Below are 21,187 nucleotides of genomic sequence, written 5' to 3' on the forward strand. Positions count from 1 at the left end.
AGTTGGCAAAGAATACCGAGAGTGATGCCCCGCCACACAGGCGAGGCACGCACTGTCAGCCCTGCTGGCCGGGTTCGGCGTCGCCAGACGGCTGCTGTTGCTGCTGGTTGACCGAAGCGTCGTTATTGCCTTCGACGTTGCTGGCACGTGGCGCGCGTTCCTCGCGCGGAGGACGCTCGCGACGGTCACCGCGTTCGCCACGCTCACCCCGCTCGCCGCCTTCCGGCATGCCAGCCGGTCGCTCGGCCAGAGCCTTCATAGAAAGCTTGACGCGCCCCTTGTCATCGGTCTCGAGGACCTTGACCTTCACGATCTGGCCTTCGCTGAGGTAGTCGCTGACCTTCTCCACACGTTCGTGCGCGATCTGGCTGATGTGCAGCAGGCCGTCCTTGCCGGGCAGCAGATTGATCAGCGCGCCGAAGTCCAAGATCTTGGTGACCGGGCCTTCGTAGACCTTGCCGATTTCCACCTCTGCCGTGATCTGCTCGATACGGCGCTTGGCCTCCTCGGCCTTGGCGCCATCGGTAGCGGCGATCGTGATCGTGCCGTCTTCCTCGATGTTGATCTGCGTGCCGGTTTCGTCGGTCAGCGCACGGATCACGGCGCCGCCCTTGCCGATCACGTCCCGGATTTTTTCCGGATTGATCTTCATCGTATAGAGCTTGGGCGCGAAGTTGGACACCTCGGTCTTGGCCTCGCCCATCGCGTCCTGCATCTTGCCCAGGATGTGCATGCGTGCCTCCTTGGCCTGCGCCAGAGCGACTTGCATGATCTCCTTCGTGATGCCCTGGATCTTGATGTCCATCTGCAGCGCGGTGATGCCGTTGGTCGTACCGGCCACCTTGAAGTCCATGTCGCCAAGGTGATCTTCGTCGCCCAGGATGTCGGTCAGCACGGCGAAGCGGTTTTCTTCCTTGATCAGGCCCATGGCGATGCCTGCCACGTGCGCCTTCAAGGGCACACCGGCGTCCATCATCGACAGGCAGCCACCGCAGACCGACGCCATCGACGATGAGCCGTTGGACTCGGTGATCTCCGACACGACGCGGATGGTGTAAGGAAACTCGTCCTTCTTCGGCAATACGGCCACAAGGGCACGCTTGGCCAGGCGGCCATGGCCGACTTCCCGGCGCTTGGTCGAGCCCATGCGACCCACTTCGCCAGTGGCAAAGGGAGGCATGTTGTAGTGGAAGAGGAAATTGTCTTCGTATTCGCCCGCCAGAGCGTCGATGCGCTGCGCGTCGCGCTCCGTGCCCAAGGTGGTCACCACCAGGGCCTGCGTTTCGCCGCGGGTGAACAAAGCGGAGCCGTGCGTACGGGGCAGCACGGCGTTGCGGATTTCGATCGGGCGAACGGTGCGCGTATCACGACCGTCGATGCGCGGCTCGCCGGCCAGAATCTGGCTGCGCACGATCTTGGCTTCGAGTTCGAACATGAGGTCGCCGACCTTGGCGGCATCGACCGCTTCGCCGGACTCACCCAGAGCAGCGAGCACATCGGCCTGCGCCTGGCGCAAGGCCTGGGTACGAGCCTGCTTGCTGCGAATCTGGTAGGCGGAGCGCAGCTTTTCTTCGGCCACGGCGGTGACCCTGGAGATGAAAGCCTCGTCCTTAGCGGCGGGCTGCCAGTCCCAGACAGGCTTGCCGGCGTCGCGGGTCAGTTCGTGGATGGCCTCGATGGCAACGCGGGCCTGGTCGTGGCCGAAAACCACACCGCCGAGCATCACTTCTTCGGACAACTGCAGGGCTTCGGATTCGACCATCAGCACGGCAGCTTCGGTGCCGGCGACGACCAGATCCATCTGCGAGTCCTGGCGAGCCGTCTTGCCTGGGTTGAGCACGTACTGACCATTGATGTAGCCCACGCGCGCAGCACCGATCGGGCCGCTGAACGGAATGCCGGAGATCGAGAGTGCGGCGCTGACGCCGATCATGGCGGCGATGTCGGCATCCACCTCGGGGTTGAGCGACAACGTGTGGATGACCACATGCACTTCGTTCAGGAAACCTTCGGGGAACAGCGGGCGGATCGGCCGATCGATCAGACGCGACGTCAGGGTTTCAAGTTCGCTGGGCTTGGCTTCACGCTTGAAGAAACTGCCGGGAATCTTGCCCGCCGCGTAGGTCTTCTCGATGTAGTCGACCGTCAGCGGAAAGAAGTCCTGACCCGGCTTGGCGCTCTTGGAGGCCACCACGGTAGCCAGCACAACGGTGCCGTCGATGTCCACCACCACTGCGCCCGTGGCCTGACGGGCGATCTCACCCGTTTCCATGACGACGGTCTTGTCGCCCCACTGGAAGGACTTGGTGACTTTATTGAAAAGGCTCATGTTTGCTCCTTGTTGTGAGCAGGCCCCGGAAAAGGTGCCTGCAACGGCCGGAGCAGCTTGCCCAGAACACGATGCCATTCCAGCAAAACCCGCCACATCACAAGTGGCGCAGACCTTGTTGGAATGACACAGCTTCGCTCTGTGGTGCAGCTCCGAAGTAAAAAACGCCTGAGCTAGCGGGCTAACTCAGGCGTCTTGCATGTGATTGGCGCTTACTTGCGCAGACCCAGCTTAGCGATCAGCGCAGTGTAGCGGTCGGCGTCCTTGGACTTCAGGTAGTCCAGCAGCTTGCGGCGGCGGCTCACGAGGCGCAGCAGACCGCGGCGGCCGTGGTGATCCTTGGCGTGCGTCTTGAAGTGCGGCGTCAACTCGTTGATGCGAGCGGTGAGAATGGCGACTTGCACTTCTGGGCTGCCCGTGTCGTTGGCAGCGCGTGCGTTGTCCTTGACGATCTCTGCCTTGGCGGCGGAATTGATCATGTTTGATTTCCTGTCGTTCCGGAATATTTGACTTGCGAGCGCGCGATGGAACTGCACGCGCCGTGTGCCCTTGCGAGATGCAAAGCCCGACGATTATATACCGGGCCATAAAACGGGGGATTTATTGCGCAGACAACCAATTGCGTAGGCGCTCGACACCTTCTCGCAAGCGGGCCGGGTCCTTGGAGGCAAAACACCAGCGAAGCCACCCCTCGCCCTCTTCTCCGAAGGCAGAACCGGGCGCCAGACCGAGGCCTGCCTCGACCACCAGTCGCTTGGCGAGCGACAGCGAGTCGCTAAAACCGTCGATCCGGAAGAACGCGTACATGCCTCCCCGCGCTGGCGCCACCTGTACGCCAGGCACCTGCTTCAGCAACGGCACCAATGTGTCACGGCATTGCTTGAGGTGCGCAACCACGCGCGGAGTCACCTCATCGGTGCGCTGCAAGGCGGCGATGCCAGCCCGCTGAGTAAAGACGCTTGCGCAAGAGGTGTTGAACTCGATCAGCTTGCCAATGCCTTCGACCAACTGCGGCGGAAGGACCAGCCAACCCAGACGCCAACCCGTCATCAGAAAACTCTTGCTGAAGCTGTGGACCACCACCAACCGATCATCCGGCGAGGCAATATCGAGGAAGCTCGGCGCGCAGCCGTTGGTTGTTGGCTCGAAATAGAGCCGCTCATATACCTCGTCGGCCAGGATCCAGGTGCCCGTCGCGCGGCAATGTGCGAGCAATGCCTCCTGCTCCGGGCGACTGAGCGTCCAACCGGTCGGATTGTTGGGCGCGTTGACGATCAAGAGGCGGGTTGCCGGCGTGACGGCGGCACGCACGGCGTCCATGTCCAGCATCCACTCTCCATCGCGCGAAGTGAGGGACACGCACCGGACCTTGGCGCCCATGATGGCCGGTTGAGCCGTCAGGTTTGGCCAGACGGGAGTAATGGCCACGACGTCATCGTCCGCATCGACCAGCGCCTGGACGGCCAGCATCAGCGCGCTGACGCCGCCCGAAGTCACCGCGATGCGCCCGGCATCCACCCTGGGGTGGTAGCGACTCATGTAGCCGGCCACGGCGTCGCGCAATTCGGGCAGGCCGAGGTTGTGCGCGTAGAACGTCTCGCCCTTGGCCAGGGAGTCGAGCGCGGCTTGCCGGATGAAGTCAGGCGTGACTTCATCGCTCTCGCCGAACCAGAAGGCCAGCACGTCGGTGCGGCCGATGCCGGCATTTGCCACCTCGCGAATGCGAGATGCTTCCAGGTTCGAAATGGCTTGTCTCATGTCATTGTCCGGAAATGTCTAGTCGCTCAAGGTCGCACCATGCGGCAGGTCGTCGGCATGCGCGCCTGTTCGGCCGAGAGGCTGCGGATGACGCGGAAGCCGTAGCCAGAGCCCTCCACATCGAACTGCACGCCCGGCTCACCCCGGCGGTCCATCACCCCGACCACGAGCGACTGTTGGAATTGGTGGTCTTCGGATCGCATGAAGCCGCGCTGCCCCGCGAGCGAGACGTCGGCGTGCTCAAGTGCCCGCGCCACCGGCGATGCTTCACTGCTGCCAGCGCGCGAGATCGCCTGGGCCAACGCCTCGATCATGAGCTGCATGCGCATGTGAACGTAGTCGTCGGCTGGCTTGGGGAAGCGTTCGCGAAATGCCTTGTAGAAGGCGGCCGATTCGCCAGTTGGCACGTTGGGCAGCCAGTCTGCCACCGCCACGACGCGGCCAACACCCGCCTCGCCGATGGCCGCCGGCGCACCCAGCGCATTGCCATAGAAGGTATAGAACTTGCCCGAAAACCCGATCTCGCGTGCAGCCTTCACCAACAGCGTCAGGTCATTGCCCCAATTGCCCGTGATCACCGCCTGCGCGCCGCTGGCCATGATCTTGTTCGCATAGGGCGCGAAGTCCTTCACCCGGCCCATGGGGTGCAGTTCATCACCCACGATCTGCACGTCGCCGCGCACTTCGCCGAGTTGGCGGCGTGCTTCGCGCAACACGGCCTGTCCGAAGCTGTAGTCCTGTCCGATGAGATAGACACGCTTGAGCTCACGATCATCGCGAATGACCTGCATCAGCGCTGCCATGCGCATATCGGCATGAGCGTCGAAACGAAAGTGCCAGAAGCTGCAGCGCTCGTTGGTGAGCGCCGGGTCGACCGCCGAGTAGTTGAGGAAGACCGCCTGCCTGGAGGGGTCGCGTTGGTTGTTCTTCTCGATGGCATCGACAAGCGCTGCGGCAATGGCTGAAGAATTGCCCTGCAGCACGATGCGCGCTCCGTCATCGAGCGCCGAACGCAGCGCGGACAGCGCCTCTTCGTTCTGCCCCTTGCTGTCGTAGCGTTCAAGCGCCAGCAGCCGCTTCGTGCCGGCGATCGTGACGCCCCCCCGCTGGTTGACCCGCTCCGTTGCCCAGATGAGGTTGCGCCAAACGGCTTCGCCGGTATTTGCAAAGGCGCCACTGAGGCTCTCGATCAGCGCCAGCCGGATGGGCTCGGATGAAGCGGCCTTGGCTTGGCGGGTTGCCGCCAAAGCTTGCGAAAGACTCACGCTACCGGCGCCGGCGCATAGTGCCGCGGCGCCCGTTTTCAAGAGTTCACGTCGCGAAAAAAAGGGATTGCGCATCGACTTGAAAAGCGCCGCGCACATTCCCAGCTTGGATGCATGCGGCACTCATGGTTGAAGGCCGCGCAGTGTAAGGGACGCGATTCTCCGCGCCCGTCGTTTGCCCAACTTCTTCAAGGAGCCGTCCATGTTTTTTGCACCCACCGTCATCCGTAGTCGCAACTTCTCCCCGCGCGCATTCGACCGCAGCTTCGAGCGATTCTTCAACGAAGCCTTCACGGCAGCTCCCTCGCGGAACATGCAGTTCGAACAGGACGAGAAGAACTGGAGCCTGTCGCTTGACGTCCCAGGCCTGTCCCGTGACGACCTCGCCATCTCGATCGAAGGCGCGACGGTGCGCATCGAGAGCAAGGCTGACGCCAAGCGGCAATTCAAGGCTGCTTACGAGTTGCCGCTTGAGATCGACGTCGCGGCCAGCGAGGCCAAGCTCGAAAACGGCGTCCTGAGCCTGAAGCTTTCCAAGAAGGTCCCGGAACGCAACATCAGCCAGCTCGCGATCAACTGAGATTTCGGAGAGCCAAAGGGCGGATCCACAGCGCCCAAAACGAAGAAACCCGCCGGTGTCGAAACCGGCGGGTTTACTTTTTTGTTGCACTAATCTGTAATTGCAACATTCAGTTGCTTTTGGTTTCACAACAACAGCCGACAATCCGGAAGCATCCCTACGTCTTTTGAGGCACAAAGGCTTGTTAACTTTGTGCTTATGAGGACGGATTGACGCTTTATAGATCGTATTGTGGCCAGAAGGAGCTGTAACCGATGAAACCAATGGGCACGCAAATCATGCGTTCGGGCAAAACTTCACGCTCGGACACACTGATGATCTTTCTGCCCGGCGCGTATCTGGCGCCCGAGGACTTTGAGCGCGAAGGTTTCGTCAGCGCAGTGCGAGAGCGGGACCTCGAAGCCGACGTGCTCCTGGTGGACGCCGACGTCTCCTACTACTACGACCAGACCTTCATCGAGCGACTCGACGCCGATGTGCTTCAACCTCAACGGGCGCGCGGCTACGAAACGATCTGGCTGGTGGGCATCTCCATCGGCGGCTTCGGCGCTTTGATTCATGAACTGGCTCGGCCGGGTGGCGTGGACGGCATCGTCGCGCTGGCGCCCTACTTGGGCCGCCGCCCGCTCGGCGCAGAAATCCGCAAGGCCGGTGGGCTGCGTACCTGGCGGGCTCCGGATGGCCCGGCGCCCGACGAGGAGATCGACCGCAAGTTGTGGCCTTGGTTGCAGCAGTACGCCGACGGCGGCGAGGCGGCGAAGCACCTGCCCCCTCTTTACCTCGGTTTTGGTCTGGCCGATCGCTTCGCGCCCAATCACCAGTTGCTGGCCGATGCCCTTCCGTCCGATCGCGTATTCACCACCGAAGGTGGCCATGACTGGCCGCAATGGTCCGAGTTGTGGACGCGCATGCTCGACGTGCTGCCGCTGCAGGCGACTCGCCGCGCAAGCCGCACCCGCAGCCTGGCCGACGGCATGCCTGAAGGGATTTCGCTGGAGCCGTCGCGTCCGGTAACCGTGCCGCCTATGCTGCCGCGCCAGCCAGCGGCAGTGCATCAAGCGGCCATCGCGGCTTGACGTCGAAGGCGTAGCGGGCCGACGCGGCTTCCAGGCCCGCTTGCATGCGCATCGCCGCCGCCATGGCAATCATGGCGCCGTTGTCTGTGCACAGGGCAAGCTCGGGATAGTGAACGCGGACATTGCGCCGAGCGCAGGCTGCGTTCAACTGCTCCCGCAAGCTGCGATTCGCTCCCACGCCCCCAGCCACGACCAATCGGCCAAGGCCGGTGCGATCCAACGCGGCCAGCGATTTCTTGAGCAGCACTTCGACGATGGCTGCCTGCGTGGAGGCTGCGAGATCGCTCTTTCTCGACTCGAGGTCGTCGCCGAGACGCCGCGCCTGCGTGAGCACCGCAGTTTTCAGTCCGGCGAACGAGAAGTCCAGATCGCCGCTGTGCAGCAGCGGGCGAGGCAGCTTGAAGGCCTGGGAATCGCCCTGTTCGGCCAACTTGGCGAGCCAGGGGCCACCGGGGTAAGGCAGGCCGAGCAGTTTTGCGCTCTTGTCAAACGCCTCTCCTGCGGCATCGTCAATGGTCTCGCCGAGGATTTCATAGCGTCCGACGGCTTCGACCGCCATCAATTGCGTATGACCGCCAGAGACCAGTAGCGCGACAAACGGGAACTCGGGGGGATCCGCGCTCAGGAATGGCGACAACAGATGCCCTTCGAGATGGTGTACCCCCAGAACGGGCTTGCCCAACGCAACGCCCAGGGCGCAAGCCACGCCGGCGCCAACCAGAAGCGCGCCTGCCAAGCCAGGCCCACGCGTATAGGCCACCACGTCCACTTCGTCCAGGTCGCGGCCGCTTTCGCCCAGCACCGATTGCGTCAACGGCAATACGCGGCGGATGTGATCGCGACTGGCCAGTTCCGGCACCACGCCCCCGTAGGCCTGGTGCATGGCAATCTGACTGTGCAATGCGTGCGAAAGCAGCCTGGGCACGGCCGAGCCTTGCGTCTCGACCAACGCGACCCCGGTTTCATCACAAGACGATTCGATTCCCAACACCAGCATGGCCGGAAGTGTAGGCGGCGAGGCATGGCAAGGCACGGGACTTGCTCAATGGCCCTCGAGTCACACAAGAGATCCCTTCCGCACGCGATGAAGTCCGGTCTGAGCTTCCTGGTCGCTGCCAGGCAATGCGAAATCGAAGTCCTCGAACAGTTGGGCCGCTCGGTCGAACTGGTCGGTGCCATCGGTTCGCTCGTGCATGCGCTTCAGCGCGAACGGGGTCTGTCCAACGGCTGGCTGGGCTCGGGCGGGCAGCGCTTTGCGCAAGAGTTGGATGGGCAGACGGCGCAGAGCGACGAGCAGGAAGGGCATTTGCGCAACGCGCTCGCACATTTGATCGAATCGCCGCATGGCGCTCCGGGTGCGCGCCTTTGCAACCGCGTGGCCTGGGCGCTCGCGGGGCTGGACGCTCTTCCCGCATTGCGCCGGAGCATCCGGGCGCAAGGGCTTTCGGCCGAACGTGCCACCTCGGCCTACGTCAAGCTCATCGGCGCCCTTCTGGGGGTGGTCTTCGAAGCAGCTGATGAGGCCAGCGATCCGGCCCTGTCCCGGCCGCTCGTCGCGCTGTTCAATCTGATGCAAGGCAAGGAGTTCGCCGGCCAGGAGCGCGCTTGCGGTGCGCTGGCGTTTGCCTCGGGTGTGAACGACCTGGCACGGCAGCAGCACTGGCTTCATCTGATCGACTCGCAAGAGCAGTGCTTTCGCATCGTCGCAGAGTTCGCCAGTCCTGCATTGCTCCAGTTGTGGAAAGCCAGCCTGGACGAAGCGCCGACGGCCGAACTGGAGCGACTTCGCCGCATCGCGTGCGCAGCGCTGCCCGGCGCCACGCTGGATGGCGAACAAAGCGCCGTGTGGTTCGAGGTGTGCTCGCAACGGATCAACGCCATGCGAAGGACCGAGGTTGAACTCATGAGGGAACTGCTGACTCTCAGCCAGGATCGGCTGGTCCAGGCGCGTCACGAGCTTCAGACACAGCACGCGCTGCTGGCAAGACTGCCTGGTGCACCGGCCCACACGCCCGAAGACTTCTTCGACCGCGCGCCCTTGATGCCGACCGCCATCGGAGGAGCACGTTCTTACGGGGTGCAACTGCAACGCTCCATTCTCGATCTGGTGCAGGAGCAGGCCCAACGCATACAGGCCGTGAACGATGAGTTGCAGACGGCGCGCGCCTCGCTCAACGAGCGCAAGCTGGTGGAACGCGCCAAGGGGTTGCTGATGGCGCACCGGCGCCTGTCGGAAGAAGACGCCCACAAGATGCTGCGCCAGACCGCCATGAACCAGAACCGGCGCCTGGTCGACGTGGCCGAGTCGGTGCTGGCCATGTCCGAGTTCCTGCCCACGAACGAAGCACGTTGAACCGGATCGTCCGGCCGCCCCGGCCCGATTTGGTGCAATGCACAAGCACTGTGCCTGCGCACTCAGTTCCGGCGAGTTGCGCGACGTCCCGCCCCGATCCGCGTGCGCATTGGCGTTGCTGCTATCGATTTGGGAGCGCGGAGCACTGAACAAGGCTTGGCACGCGGCTTGCTCAACTGAGCGCGTAGACCCATCAGGGGTCTGAAGGCAACGCAGTCCAATGACGGAAGGCGTTCAGCCGACCAGGACAAAGGCGTCCTCGAATGCATTCGCCGCTGCTTCAGTGCAGCACGGCGAACGCGGATCGAGGACGCCTTTTTTGTTTTCTTTCTTTGGTTTGTCTGGAGTCCACGATGCCTCAGTCCTCTTCCCGCACGCTTCGCCGCCGCCAATGGCTCGGCGGTGCTGCCGCCCTGGCCGGCAGCACCGTCCTCGGCCTGCCCCGCGCCTTTGCCGCCAAAGGCGGCGTCGAGAAAGACACGCTGAAATTCGGCTTTATCAAGCTGACCGACTGCGCGCCACTGGTCATTGCCTATGAGAAGGGCTTCTTTGAAGACGAAGACCTTGCCGTGACCCTCGAAGCTCAGGCGAATTGGAAAGTGCTGCTCGACCGCGTGATCGACGGCCAGCTCGACGGCGCACACATGCTGGCAGGCCAACCTCTGGGCGCCAGCATCGGCTTCGGCACCAAGGCCGACATCGTGACCGCCTTCAGCATGGACCTCAACGGCAACGCCATCACGGTCTCGAACGCGGTCTGGGAACAGATGAAGCCGCTGCTGCCCACCGAGGCCGGCAAGGTCAAGCACCCCATCAAGGCCGACGCGCTCAAGAAGGTCGTGGACAAGTGGAAGTCGCAAGGCAAGCCTTTCAAGATGGGCATGGTGTTCCCGGTATCCACGCACAACTACGAACTGCGCTATTGGCTCGCTGCCGGCGGACTCAACCCCGGCTACTACACCGAAGGCGACATCACCGGCACCGCCAAGGCCGATGTACTGCTGTCGGTGACACCGCCGCCACAGATGCCCGCCACCATGGAAGCCGGCACCATCAACGGCTACTGCGTTGGCGAACCCTGGAATCAGCAAGCCGTATTCAAGGGCGTCGGCGTACCGGTCATCACCGACTACGACATCTGGCGCAACAACCCGGAGAAAGTGTTCGGCGTCACGCGTGGATGGGCCGAAAAGAATCCCAAGACCCACGTGGCCGTGGTGAAGGCACTGATTCGCGCCTGCATGTGGCTCGATGCCAGTCCCAAGAACCGTGCCGAGGCGGTGAAGATTCTCAGCGGCAGCGCCTATGTGGGGGCCGACGAGGCGGTCATCGCCAACAGCATGACCGGCACTTTCGAGTACGAGAAAGGGGACAAGCGCCCCGCGCCAGCCTTCAATGTCTTCTTCAAGGACTTCGCCACCTACCCTTTCTACAGCGACGCGGTCTGGTATCTGACGCAGATGCGCCGTTGGGGTCAGATCGGCCAGGACAAGCCGGACAACTGGTATCTGGAAACCGCCCGTCAGGTCTACCGCCCCGATGTGTACATGACGGCCGCGCGCGCGCTGATCACCGAAGGCAAGGCCAAGGAAGCCGATTTCCCGAAGACCGATGGCTTCAAGGGGCCGCAGGACGGCTTCATCGACGGCATCGTCTACGACGGCCGCAAGCCCAATGACTACCTCGCCAAGTTCCCCATCGGCCTGAAGGCCGGCGACAAGCTCTGAGCCCGGGCTCGATACGAAGGACATCGTCATGACCGCATTGATGCAACGCCTGTTGCCCATCCGCATGGACGGCCGCAAGCTGCTCCTCAACGTCGGCGCGCCGCTGGCCGCACTGGTGCTGTTTCTTGTGTTGTGGTCTGCCGTGGCAGCACGCATTCAGACCAGCCTCGGCGCCGTGCCAGGCCCACAGGCCGTCGTCGAACAGGCGCAAGGACTTTGGAGCGAACACCTGGCAGAGCGCCAGCGCGCCGTCGAGTTCTACGAGCGCCAGGACAAGCGCAACGCGCAGCGCCTGGCCGAAGACCCCGCCTACCAGCCACGCCATCGCCAGTACACGGGCAAGGCCACGTACTTCGACCAGATCCGCACCAGCCTACTGACGGTGTTCACCGGCTTCCTGCTCGGCACGCTGATCGCCGTGCCGCTGGGCATCATGGCCGGCGCGTCGCGCGTCGTGCAGGCCGCCATCAACCCGCTGGTGCAGATCTTCAGGCCCGTGTCGCCATTGGCCTGGCTGCCCATCGTCACGCTCGTCGTGAGCGCGCTGTATGTCAGCCAGGGCGAACCGATGTTCGAGAAGAGCTTTCTCATCTCTGCCATCACGGTCACGCTGTGCTCGCTGTGGCCCACGCTGATCAACACCGCGATCGGCGTGACCTCGGTCGACAAGGAGCTGGTGAATGTGGGCCGGGTGCTCCAGCTGCCCTTGGCCACGCGAGTGAGCAAGATCATTCTGCCCTCCGCCCTGCCCTACATCTTCACCGGCATGCGCCTGTCGCTGGGCGTTGGCTGGATGGTGCTCATCGCGGCAGAGATGCTTGCGCAGAACCCGGGCCTGGGCAAGTTCGTCTGGGACGAGTTCCAGAATGGAAGCTCCGATTCGCTGGGTCGCATCATGGTGGCGGTGTTCACCATCGGCCTGATCGGCTTTGCACTCGACCGCGCCATGCAGCTGCTGCAGCAGCTGGTGACGCATCGCTGAAGCGTGAAGTGGGGAACGACATGGAACTGGCCCTGCGAACCACTTCGCTGCTTGAAGCGCGTGGCGATGAAGCGAACCACGCTTCGACACTGTCGGTCGTGCCAGCAACTGCCGCGCTGGAGCTTCGCGGCGTGCACAAGGGCTTCGGGCGCGGCAACGCACGCACCGAAGTTCTCTCGGACCTGAACCTGCGCATCGCTCCAGGTGAATTCGTCGCCATCGTCGGCTTCTCCGGAAGCGGCAAAACGACCCTGGTCAACCTGCTGGCTGGCCTTGCCGACGCCGACCGCGGCGAGGTCCTCAAACGCGGCGAGCAGATCCAAGGCCCCGGGCCGGATCGCGGCGTCGTCTTTCAGAGCTACTCACTCATGCCATGGCTCACGGTGCGCGAAAACGTTGCACTGGCGGTGGATCGCGTCGCATCTCACCTCGCAGCGAACGAGCGCGCCGCGCTGGTTCAGCGCTACGTGGCGATGGTGGGCCTGAGCGCCGCCATCGACAAGAAACCTGCCCAGCTTTCCGGCGGGATGCGCCAGCGCGTGAGCGTCGCCAGAGCCCTCGCCACCGACCCCGACGTGCTGCTGATGGACGAGCCATTGTCCGCTCTGGATGCGCTGACCCGCGCCCAACTGCAGGACGAGATCGTGCGCATCTGGGGCGAAGACCCGGCGCAGCGCAAGACAGTGCTTCTCATCACGAACGATGTGGACGAAGCGCTGATGATGGCCGACCGCGTCATCACCCTGACCCTGCCGACCAAGGGCGGCGCCGGCGCGACACTGGGCCGCAGCTTCGACATCGACTTGCAAAGGCCGCGCGAGCGCTCGGCCATGAATCATGATCGACGCTTTCAACAACTGCGCGCCGAGATCACGCAGACCCTCCTGACGCTTTCGCACGAGCGCCAGCACCAGGGCAGCGGCCAGGTCATCGCGCTGCCGACGCTGGTACCGCGCGCGGTGAATGCCCCGGCACAGCGCCCCGCGCTGCCTCGCGTCCTGCGGATGCGGCACGCCGCGCTGGTCGAGCGCATCGAGCAACAGGCGCAGCAGGCGACAGGGCCCGCGCTGCGGCCCGGGGCACCAACGCTGGAGGCGCGGCATGGCGACGAGCGATTCGTCGAGTTCTCCAATGTGGTCAAGACCTATCCCACCCCTCAAGGCCCGCAGACCGTGGTCGATGGCTTCGATCTGCGCATGGCCAAGGGCGAATTCGTCTCGTTGATCGGCCATTCGGGCTGCGGCAAGAGCACGGTGCTTTCGATGATGGCAGGACTCACCGATCTCAGCGACGGTGTGATCGTGCTCGACGGCCGTGAAGTACGCGACGCGGGCCCCGATCGGGGCCTGGTGTTCCAGTCTCCCAGCCTGGTTCCGTGGTTGAGCGCCTTCGACAACGTGATGCTTGGCGTGGCGCGCGTCTTCCCCCACGTCAGTGATGGCGAGCGGCGCGACGCCGTCGGCTACTACCTGCAGCGCGTGGGCTTGGGCGACGCGATGCACAAGCGCGCCAGCGAACTGTCCAATGGCATGAAGCAGCGCGTGGGCATCGCCAGGGCCTTTGCGCTGCAGCCCAAGCTGCTGTTGCTGGACGAACCGTTCGGCATGCTGGACGCGCTCACCCGCTGGGAACTGCAGGAAGTGCTGATGGAAGTGTGGGCCCGCAACCGCGTCACCGCGATCATGGTCACGCACGATGTGGACGAGGCCATCCTGCTGGCAGACCGTGTTGTGATGATGAGCAACGGCCCGCGCGCCCGCATCGGCAACATCATGGACGTGCCGCTGCCCCGCCCTCGCACGCGCGAAGCGCTGCTGGCCCACCCGCGCTACTACGAGTTGCGCGAGGAGCTGATCGGATTCCTGGCGGCCTGTGGCCATCAGCATTGACCGACCTGCACGAGGATTCCACGATGCACAGCGCGAAGGAACAGGGCCGGCCGCGCCTGGTCATGATCGGCAACGGCATGGCCGGCGTGCGCACGCTGCAGGAGCTGCTGCGCATTGCACCGGGACGCTACGACATCACCGTCTTTGGCGCCGAGCCACATCCGCACTACAACCGCATTCTTCTGTCGCCCGTGCTGGCCGGCGAGCAAACCCTGGACGACATCGTGCTGAGCGGCTGGGACTGGTACGAGAAGAACGGCATCACCTTGCATTCAGGACGCAAGGTGGTGTCGGTGGACCGCCGCCGACGCGTCGTGCGGGCCGACGACGGCACAGAGGCCACGTATGACCGGCTCCTGCTGTGCACGGGTTCGCGCCCGGTCATCCTGCCGATTCCAGGCAACGATCTGTCCGGCGTCATCGGATATCGGGACATTGCGGACACCGAATGCATGATCGACGCCGCGCGCACGCACCAGCGTGCCGTTGTCATTGGCGGTGGCCTGCTGGGCCTGGAGGCCGCCAATGGCCTGATGCGGCGTGGCATGCAGGTGACGGTCGTTCATCGGGGAGCCTGGCTGATGGAGCGACAGCTCGACCGTGCCGCCGCAACGCTGCTGCGCACCGAGCTGGAGCAACGCGGCATTGCGTTTCGCATGCAAGCCCAGACCGAAGCCCTGCTGGGCACCGACAGCGCGCGCGTTTGCGCCGCGCGCATGGCCAACGGCGACGAGATCGCCGCCGACCTTGTGGTCATGGCCGCTGGCATCCGCCCCGAGGTCGAGCTGGCACACGCGATGCGCCTTCACGTGGAGCATGGCGTCGTCGTCAACGACACACTGCAGACCGTGACCGATGCGCGCATCTACGCCGTGGGCGAATGCGCGCAGCACCGCGGCGTGGCCTATGGCCTCGTGGCGCCGCTTTACGAGCAGGCGCAGGTGGCCGCCAATCACCTGGCCGAGTACGGCATCGGACGCTATGCCGGTTCGGTCACCTCGACCAAACTCAAGGTGACGGGCATCGAGCTGTTCTCCGCCGGCGACTTCATGGGCGGCGGCGACGCCGAGGAGATCGTGCTGAACGATCCGTTGGACGGCGTGTACAAGAAGTTGGTGATCCGTGGCGACAAGCTGGTGGGCGCCTGCCTCTATGGCGACACGGCCGATGGCACCTGGTATTTCCAGTTGCTTCGCGAGGGGCGCAGCGTGGCCGGCCTGCGGGACTCGCTCATGTTCGGCAGAGACACATCGCCGCATGCGGAGGCAGCGACATGACCGAGACGAAATCGACCTGCCCCTACTGCGGCGTCGGCTGCGGCGTCATCATCGAAAGCGCGGGCGGACAAATCACTGGCGTTCGCGGCGATCCGGCTCATCCGGCGAACTTCGGACGGCTGTGCACCAAGGGCTCGACGCTTCACCTCACGGCAACCGCCGAGGTGACGCTGCAGACTCGCCTGCTGCAGCCCATGCGCCGCGTCGCGCGTGGCATGCCGCCGACGATCACCACATGGGAAGGCGCCCTGGACGACGTCGCCGAGCGCTTTGCGAGCGTCATCGACCAGCACGGACCGGATGCCGTGGGCTTCTACGTCTCGGGCCAATTGCTCACCGAGGACTACTACGTCTTCAACAAACTCGCCAAGGGCCTTGTCGGCACCAACAACATCGACACGAACTCGCGGCTGTGCATGAGCAGTGCGGTTGCAGGCTACAAGAAGACGCTGGGAGCGGATGCGCCGCCAACCTGCTATGACGACGTCAACCACGCCGACTGCCTGTTCTTCGGGGGCAGCAACGCGGCGTGGGCCCATCCGGTCTTGTTCCGGCGCATCGAGGATGCAAAGCGCGCCCGGCCCGACATGAAGATCATCGTCGCCGACCCGCGACGCACCGACACGGCGGAGATCGCCGACCTGTACCTGCCTCTGCGGCCCGGCACCGACGTGATGCTGTTCAACGGCATGCTGCACGTCATGTTGCGTGAAGGCTGGACGAATCCCCGCTTCATCGCCGAACACACGCGCGGCTTCGAGGCACTGCGCGAGCGCGTTCGCGACTGCACGCCCGAGCAGGCAGCCGCCACTTGCGGCATCACGCTTGAGCAGTTGGTGCGCGCCGCGCGGCTTTTTGCCACCTCTCGCGCCACGCTGAGCCTCTATTGCCAGGGGCTGAACCAGTCCTCCTCCGGTACCGCCAAAAACGCGGCGCTGATCAACCTGCATCTGGCGACCGGCCAGATCGGCCGCCCCGGCGCCGGCCCCTTCTCACTCACGGGACAGCCCAATGCGATGGGCGGGCGGGAAGTGGGCGGACTTGCGAATCTGCTGTCGGCGCATCGGGACCTGGCCAACGCCGGTCATCGCGCCGAGGTCGCTGCGCTCTGGGGTGTGCCGTCGGTTCCTGAGCGGCCCGGCAAGACGGCGGTCGAGATGTTCCAGGCCGCCGCCGACGGCGAAATCCGCGCGCTGTGGATCGCCTGCACCAATCCGGCCCAATCCATGCCGGACCAGGCGACGGTGCGACGTGCCTTGGATCGCTGCGAGTTCGTGGTGGTTCAGGAGGCTTTCTCGACCACCGCCACCTGCGCATTTGCCGATGTGCTGCTGCCGGCGACCACCTGGGGCGAAAAGATCGGCACCGTCACCAACAGCGAGCGCCGCATCTCGCGCGTCCGCCCGGCGGTGCCGGCGCCCGGGGCGGCGCGGCACGACTGGTCGGTCGTGGTCGATGTGGCGCGGCGGCTGGAGACTCGGTTGCCGCGGCGCACGAACGACGGACGTTCCCTCTTTCCCTACGCGCTTGACAATGCAGCCGGCGCAGAGGCCATCTGGCTCGAGCACCGCGAGTCGACGCGCGGGCGCGATCTGGACATCACCGGCCTTGACTGGGCCCAGCTCGACGCGCAGGGCCCACAGCAGTGGCCCATGCCTGAGGGCGCACTCGAAGGCTGCAGCCGACTGTACGAAGACGGGATCTTTCCCACCCCGGATGGCAAGGCGCGCTTCGTCGACGCCGTCTACGCACCGACCGCGGAAACACCGGATGCCGAACATCCGCTGTGGCTCAATACGGGCCGCTTGCGCGACCAATGGCACGGCACCAGCCGCACCGGCACCCTGGGGCGACTGTTCGGTCACGTGCCGGAGCCGGCGCTGCAAATGCATCCGCAGGACATGGGCAAACGGCAACTGAGCGACGGCGACCTCGTGCGCGTCTCTTCCCGGCGCGGTGCCATCGTGCTGCCAGTAGAAGGCTGCGCCGATCTCACGCCCGGACAAGTGTTCTCAGCCATGCACTGGGGCAGCGAGATCGTCGGCGGCCAGGGGCCAGAGGGTGCGGCGCTGGGCGGTGTCAATGCGCTGACCAACAACGCCTTCTGTCCGGATTCGAAGCAGCCCGAGCTCAAGCACGCAGCCGTGCAAGTCGCCGCCGCGCGGCTGCCATGGACCCTGTTGGCCATGGCACTGCTGCCGTCGTCCAGCGCATTGCAAATCCTGCATCTTCTGCGAAGCAAGATGACGCAGTTTCAGTTCGCCACCTGCGTGCCCTTTGCTGCCGACGGCGTAGCGCTTGGCGCGTCAGACGCGGCTTGGAGCGGCGTCTTGCTGCGTGCGGCGCACCGCGAGCCCGTAACCTCACGGTTGCTCGACGAGATCGAAGCACTGTTGGGGCTGGATGCCCCCGAATCGATGCGCTATGCCGACGCCGGGCGCGGCCAGCGGCGTGCCCTGCGGTTGAATGACAGCAAGATGGGCGACGGTCGCCTGCGCGCCGTTCTTCTGGCCGGTGACACGCGCGCTGAATCCTGGATTCGCACCCTGGTGCAAGACCAGTTGCCAGCTCAGGCCTTCGGACGCCAGTTGCTGCGGTCGAGCAGCCGCGCGCCCAGCGGCGTCAGCGCCCGCGGCAAAGTGGTGTGCAACTGCCTGGATGTGTCCGAGACCGCCATCGTCAACGTATTGGGTCGCGCCGATGCGCCGCGCGGGAGCGAAGACGAACGCTTGGCCGACCTGCAGTGCCAACTGCGTTGCGGCACCAGTTGCGGCTCCTGTGTGCCTGAACTTCGCCGGATGCTGCGTGCCAGCGAAGTCACCGTGGCGGCGCCATCGTGAAAGTCGGCCCTCCGCAATTTCCGCATGCCGTGCGCGGGCATAAGAACCTGGGCGATTCGGCATAAGGCTTGCTGGACAATCGGGGGCAGCCAGGACCACTCATGGGTATCAGCCACTACATCAAGGAAATCGGACGCGGTGCCCGCGGGGCACGGTCGCTCGACCGCGACCAGGCGCGTGACCTCTTCGGACAGGTGCTCGACGGGACGGTGACCGACCTGGAGATCGGCGCCTTCTGTCTGGCCATGCGGATCAAGGGCGAGACGCCCGCCGAGATGGCCGGGTTTCTCGACGCCACCCATGAGCGCATGGCACGGTTTTCATCTGGCCGGTTGACAGTGGTTCTGCCCAGCTACAACGGTGCTCGCAAGCTGCCCGTGCTCACGCCGCTGCTCGGCTGCCTGCTGGCCCGCGAGGGACACGCCGTGCTGTTGCACGGTACCCAGACCGAAACGCGGCGCGTCACCTCGTCATCGGTGCTGGAGGCGATGGGCATCGCGGCCGCACTGGACGTTCAGGCATTGCGTGCCGGCGAGCTTGTTCATGTCGATACGGGCGTACTCAGCCCCGGCCTCAAGCGGCTGCTGGCCGTGCGCCAGGTGGTGGGCCTGCGCAATCCGGCTCACAGCGTGGTCAAGCTGATGCAGCCGGCGCTTGGTGGCAACCTCGTCCTGTCGAGCTACACGCATCCGGCGTACCTGGATTCGATGAATCAGACCTTTGCGCTGCTGGACATGCATGCCCTGCTCTCGCGCGGCCTGGAGGGCGAGAGCGCGGCCGATCCGCGCCGCACCGCGCAGGTGGATGGCTACGTGCATGGGCAGCGCATCGAGCTTCAGGCCCAGGCCGCGGGCACGCTCGACGAAGTGCCCGGCCTGCCGGAAGCCATCGACGCAGACACGACCGCCCGCTACACCCAGGATGTGCTCGATGGTCGACTGCCGGTTCCGCTTGCCATCGCTCGCCAGATCGAGCACGTCGCGCGGCTTTGCGCACTGATCGAAGCGGGGCGCGACAGCGCCGAAGCATCTCAACCTCAACTGGCCGCGACCATGGCCCTCGACCCATGAATGCCATCCCATCCCTGCAAGGCACTTGCACCCTGGTGGGTGCCGGCCCTGGCGACCCCGAACTGCTCACCCTCAAGGCCGTCAAGGCGATCAGGGCTGCCACGGTGCTGCTGGTGGACGACCTGGTGAACGACGAAGTGCTTTCGCACGCTCGGCCCGACGCCCGAATCGTGCATGTCGGCAAACGGGGCGGCTGCAAGAGCACGCCGCAGGCATTCATCGAGAAGCTGATGATTGCGGCGGTGCGTGAAGGCGAGCATGTGGTGCGGCTCAAAGGCGGTGACCCGTTCATCTTCGGTCGCGGCGGCGAGGAGGTGGAGCACTTGCGGGCTGCGGGCATCGAGGCGCGCGTCGTCAATGGCATCACCTCCGGCCTGGCTGCGGTCACCGCGCTGAACGTGCCGCTCACCCATCGAGACCGGGCGCAAGGCGTCGTCTTCGTGACCGGACATGCCAAGGCCGATGCTCCAGATGCCCATTCGACCGATTGGCTTGCGCTGGCTGCAGCCGCTCGCGATGCGCGCCTGACGCTTGTCGTCTACATGGGCATGGCGGGCGCCGCTCACATCCAGCATGGCTTGCTGAGTGCACTGCCCGGCGAAACGCCGGTGGCCGTGGTGCAGCATGCGACGTTGCGCGAACAGCGCCACGTCGTGGGCACGCTTGGCCGACTGCACGAGATCCTGGCCAACTCCGGACTTGGCAGCCCGGCCGTGATCGTCGTGGGCGATGTGCTCAAGGGCATGGCCGCCGCGATGGCGACAGACGAGAAGGGCAAGGCCCAACCCGACGGCGCACAAGCGTCCCGCGTGGCTTGAGCGCCGACTTCGACGTCATCGTCATTGGCGCGGGTGCAGCCGGGCTCTTCTGCGCCGCCAGGGCCGGTCAGCGCGGCCTGAAGGTGCTTCTGGTCGACCACAACTCCCGCGTGGCCGAAAAGATCCGAATCTCTGGAGGCGGGCGAGCCAACTTCACCAATCGCGACCTCGATCCGCGCGCGCCGCAAAGGCACTTCGTCGGCGGCAACCCGCACTTCTGCCGCTCCGCACTGGCCCGCTTCACGCCCCAGCATTTCATCGACTTGGTGGAGCGCCACGGCATCGCCTGGCACGAAAAGCACAAGGGCCAGTTGTTCTGCGACGGACCTTCGCAGCAGTTGATCGACATGCTGATCTCCGAATGCGAGCGCGCCGGCGTGCTGCACTGGCAGCCTTGCAGCGTGCTGGCTGTACGACACGAGGGAGGAGCCTACGTGCTCGACTCCTCGCGCGGAACTTTGCGTGCGGCCAAGCTCGTGGTCGCGACGGGAGGTTTGTCGATTCCGCAGATCGGTGCGACCGACTTCGGCTTCAGGCTGGGCAAGCAATTCGGCCTGCGCGTCGTGGAACCGCGCCCGGCTCTGGTGCCACTCACATTTGGCGGCGAGGCCTGGTCGCCCTACGCTGAGCTCGCGGGCCTCGCCCTGCCCGTGACCATCTCGACTGGCACAGGCAAGTCGCGGATGAGCTTCAACGAAGACTTGCTCTTCACGCATCGCGGTCTTTCCGGGCCGGCGGTGCTTCAGATTTCTTCCTATTGGCAGGCCGGCGCTCCTTTGGTCGTCGACTTTGCGCCGGAGGTGGCCATGGAGGAGCGCCTTCGCGAAGCCAAGAACCGATCGCGCAAGCAGGTGGCCAACGAATTGGCGCAATGGATGCCGGCGCGACTGGCCAATGCGTGGGTCGCGCAGGATGCGGGGCTTGCTCGCCCTGTCAATGAGGTGGCCGACCGCGCCCTCGTGCAACTGGCCGAGCGCATCGGTCGCTGGCAGATCACGCCCACCGGCACCGAGGGCTACAAGAAGGCCGAGGTGACAGCTGGCGGCATCGACACCCGAGATCTGTCGTCGCAGACGATGGAGTCGAAGCAGCCGGGCTTGTATTTCATCGGCGAGGTGGTCGATGTGACCGGCTGGCTGGGCGGCTACAACTTCCAGTGGGCCTGGGCCAGCGCGGACGCCTGCGCACAGGCTCTCTGATGCCGGAACCCGGATCGCTCCGCC

The 21,187-nt window shown here is 64.7% G+C and carries 15 protein-coding genes and 1 pseudogene; 11 read left to right on the forward strand and 5 right to left on the reverse strand.

Annotated elements, in window-relative coordinates:
- Positions 1 to 55 precede the first annotated feature (55 nt).
- The 4 genes from pnp to QTH91_RS18235 all read right to left on the reverse strand — a co-directional run bounded on the left by pnp (position 56) and on the right by QTH91_RS18235 (position 5,427).
- Positions 56 to 2,329: a polyribonucleotide nucleotidyltransferase gene (gene pnp, locus QTH91_RS18220; protein WP_286661503.1), complete on the reverse strand. Its 2,274-nt coding sequence runs from the start codon at positions 2,327 to 2,329 to the stop codon at positions 56 to 58.
- Between the two features lie 212 nt (positions 2,330 to 2,541).
- Positions 2,542 to 2,808 (reverse strand): 30S ribosomal protein S15, encoded by a 267-nt coding sequence (gene rpsO / locus QTH91_RS18225; RefSeq protein WP_286661504.1) that lies wholly within the window; start codon positions 2,806 to 2,808, stop codon positions 2,542 to 2,544.
- Between the two features lie 121 nt (positions 2,809 to 2,929).
- Positions 2,930 to 4,087 (reverse strand): pyridoxal phosphate-dependent aminotransferase, encoded by a 1,158-nt coding sequence (locus tag QTH91_RS18230; protein WP_286661505.1) that lies wholly within the window; start codon positions 4,085 to 4,087, stop codon positions 2,930 to 2,932.
- Between the two features lie 26 nt (positions 4,088 to 4,113).
- Positions 4,114 to 5,427, reverse strand: a complete 1,314-nt coding sequence (locus QTH91_RS18235) for a branched-chain amino acid ABC transporter substrate-binding protein (RefSeq protein ID WP_286661506.1) — start codon at positions 5,425 to 5,427, stop codon at positions 4,114 to 4,116.
- A 127-nt stretch (positions 5,428 to 5,554) separates the two neighbouring features.
- On the opposite strand from QTH91_RS18235, the gene QTH91_RS18240 reads away from it, so the two are divergent.
- Entirely contained in the window at positions 5,555 to 5,932 is a 378-nt protein-coding gene (locus tag QTH91_RS18240) for an Hsp20/alpha crystallin family protein (RefSeq protein WP_286661507.1), read from the forward strand.
- Between the two features lie 314 nt (positions 5,933 to 6,246).
- The gene (locus QTH91_RS18245) at positions 6,247 to 7,008 is read left to right on the forward strand and encodes an alpha/beta hydrolase (protein ID WP_286661508.1); all 762 of its coding nucleotides are present in this window, start codon (positions 6,247 to 6,249) and stop codon (positions 7,006 to 7,008) included.
- Here the strand turns inward: QTH91_RS18245 and tsaD are convergent.
- The gene (gene tsaD, locus QTH91_RS18250) at positions 6,956 to 8,005 is read right to left on the reverse strand and encodes a tRNA (adenosine(37)-N6)-threonylcarbamoyltransferase complex transferase subunit TsaD (RefSeq protein ID WP_286661509.1); all 1,050 of its coding nucleotides are present in this window, start codon (positions 8,003 to 8,005) and stop codon (positions 6,956 to 6,958) included. The genes QTH91_RS18245 and tsaD overlap by 53 nt on opposite strands.
- 87 nt (positions 8,006 to 8,092) lie before the next feature.
- On the opposite strand from tsaD, the gene QTH91_RS18255 reads away from it, so the two are divergent.
- The 9 genes and pseudogenes from QTH91_RS18255 to QTH91_RS18295 all read left to right on the forward strand — a co-directional run bounded on the left by QTH91_RS18255 (position 8,093) and on the right by QTH91_RS18295 (position 21,163).
- Entirely contained in the window at positions 8,093 to 9,361 is a 1,269-nt protein-coding gene (locus tag QTH91_RS18255; RefSeq protein ID WP_286661510.1) for a nitrate regulatory protein, read from the forward strand.
- A 353-nt stretch (positions 9,362 to 9,714) separates the two neighbouring features.
- Positions 9,715 to 11,088, forward strand: a complete 1,374-nt coding sequence (locus QTH91_RS18260) for a CmpA/NrtA family ABC transporter substrate-binding protein (protein WP_286661511.1) — start codon at positions 9,715 to 9,717, stop codon at positions 11,086 to 11,088.
- Positions 11,089 to 11,116: 28 nt separating this feature from the next.
- Entirely contained in the window at positions 11,117 to 12,070 is a 954-nt protein-coding gene (locus QTH91_RS18265; protein ID WP_286661512.1) for an ABC transporter permease, read from the forward strand.
- A gap of 20 nt (positions 12,071 to 12,090) precedes the next feature.
- On the forward strand, positions 12,091 to 13,959 hold the full coding sequence (locus tag QTH91_RS18270) for an ABC transporter ATP-binding protein (RefSeq protein WP_286661513.1): 1,869 nt from the start codon (positions 12,091 to 12,093) through the stop codon (positions 13,957 to 13,959).
- 23 nt (positions 13,960 to 13,982) lie between these two features.
- Positions 13,983 to 15,200, forward strand: a pseudogene (locus QTH91_RS18275) (NAD(P)/FAD-dependent oxidoreductase); the annotation flags it as partial.
- Positions 15,201 to 15,232: 32 nt separating this feature from the next.
- A complete protein-coding gene (locus QTH91_RS18280) occupies positions 15,233 to 18,076 on the forward strand; it encodes a nitrate reductase (protein WP_286661514.1) in 2,844 nt (947 codons plus the stop codon).
- 101 nt (positions 18,077 to 18,177) lie between these two features.
- Positions 18,178 to 19,146 (forward strand): DNA-binding protein YbiB, encoded by a 969-nt coding sequence (gene ybiB / locus QTH91_RS18285; RefSeq protein WP_286661515.1) that lies wholly within the window; start codon positions 18,178 to 18,180, stop codon positions 19,144 to 19,146.
- Positions 19,143 to 19,964 carry a uroporphyrinogen-III C-methyltransferase gene (gene cobA / locus QTH91_RS18290; protein WP_286661516.1) on the forward strand — a complete coding sequence of 274 codons (822 nt, stop codon included), beginning with the start codon at positions 19,143 to 19,145 and terminating at the stop codon, positions 19,962 to 19,964. The genes ybiB and cobA overlap by 4 nt, the downstream gene beginning before the upstream one ends.
- Positions 19,961 to 21,163 carry a BaiN/RdsA family NAD(P)/FAD-dependent oxidoreductase gene (locus QTH91_RS18295; protein ID WP_286661517.1) on the forward strand — a complete coding sequence of 401 codons (1,203 nt, stop codon included), beginning with the start codon at positions 19,961 to 19,963 and terminating at the stop codon, positions 21,161 to 21,163. The genes cobA and QTH91_RS18295 overlap by 4 nt, the downstream gene beginning before the upstream one ends.
- The last annotated feature ends 24 nt before the right edge of the window (positions 21,164 to 21,187 follow it).

The organism is Variovorax dokdonensis, assembly GCF_030316895.1.
Lineage (GTDB): Bacteria > Pseudomonadota > Gammaproteobacteria > Burkholderiales > Burkholderiaceae_C > Variovorax > Variovorax dokdonensis.

Coding starts and splice junctions, on each gene's coding strand:
- QTH91_RS18265 (WP_286661512.1), top strand. CDS start 11,117: ATGACCGCATTGATGCAACGCCTGTTGCCCATCCGCATGGACGGCCGC.
- pnp (WP_286661503.1), bottom strand. CDS start 2,329: ATGAGCCTTTTCAATAAAGTCACCAAGTCCTTCCAGTGGGGCGACAAG.
- QTH91_RS18255 (WP_286661510.1), top strand. CDS start 8,093: ATGAAGTCCGGTCTGAGCTTCCTGGTCGCTGCCAGGCAATGCGAAATC.
- QTH91_RS18235 (WP_286661506.1), bottom strand. CDS start 5,427: ATGCGCAATCCCTTTTTTTCGCGACGTGAACTCTTGAAAACGGGCGCC.
- QTH91_RS18280 (WP_286661514.1), top strand. CDS start 15,233: ATGACCGAGACGAAATCGACCTGCCCCTACTGCGGCGTCGGCTGCGGC.
- QTH91_RS18260 (WP_286661511.1), top strand. CDS start 9,715: ATGCCTCAGTCCTCTTCCCGCACGCTTCGCCGCCGCCAATGGCTCGGC.
- tsaD (WP_286661509.1), bottom strand. CDS start 8,005: ATGCTGGTGTTGGGAATCGAATCGTCTTGTGATGAAACCGGGGTCGCG.
- QTH91_RS18245 (WP_286661508.1), top strand. CDS start 6,247: ATGATCTTTCTGCCCGGCGCGTATCTGGCGCCCGAGGACTTTGAGCGC.
- QTH91_RS18270 (WP_286661513.1), top strand. CDS start 12,091: ATGGAACTGGCCCTGCGAACCACTTCGCTGCTTGAAGCGCGTGGCGAT.
- cobA (WP_286661516.1), top strand. CDS start 19,143: ATGAATGCCATCCCATCCCTGCAAGGCACTTGCACCCTGGTGGGTGCC.
- rpsO (WP_286661504.1), bottom strand. CDS start 2,808: ATGATCAATTCCGCCGCCAAGGCAGAGATCGTCAAGGACAACGCACGC.
- QTH91_RS18230 (WP_286661505.1), bottom strand. CDS start 4,087: ATGAGACAAGCCATTTCGAACCTGGAAGCATCTCGCATTCGCGAGGTG.
- ybiB (WP_286661515.1), top strand. CDS start 18,178: ATGGGTATCAGCCACTACATCAAGGAAATCGGACGCGGTGCCCGCGGG.
- QTH91_RS18240 (WP_286661507.1), top strand. CDS start 5,555: ATGTTTTTTGCACCCACCGTCATCCGTAGTCGCAACTTCTCCCCGCGC.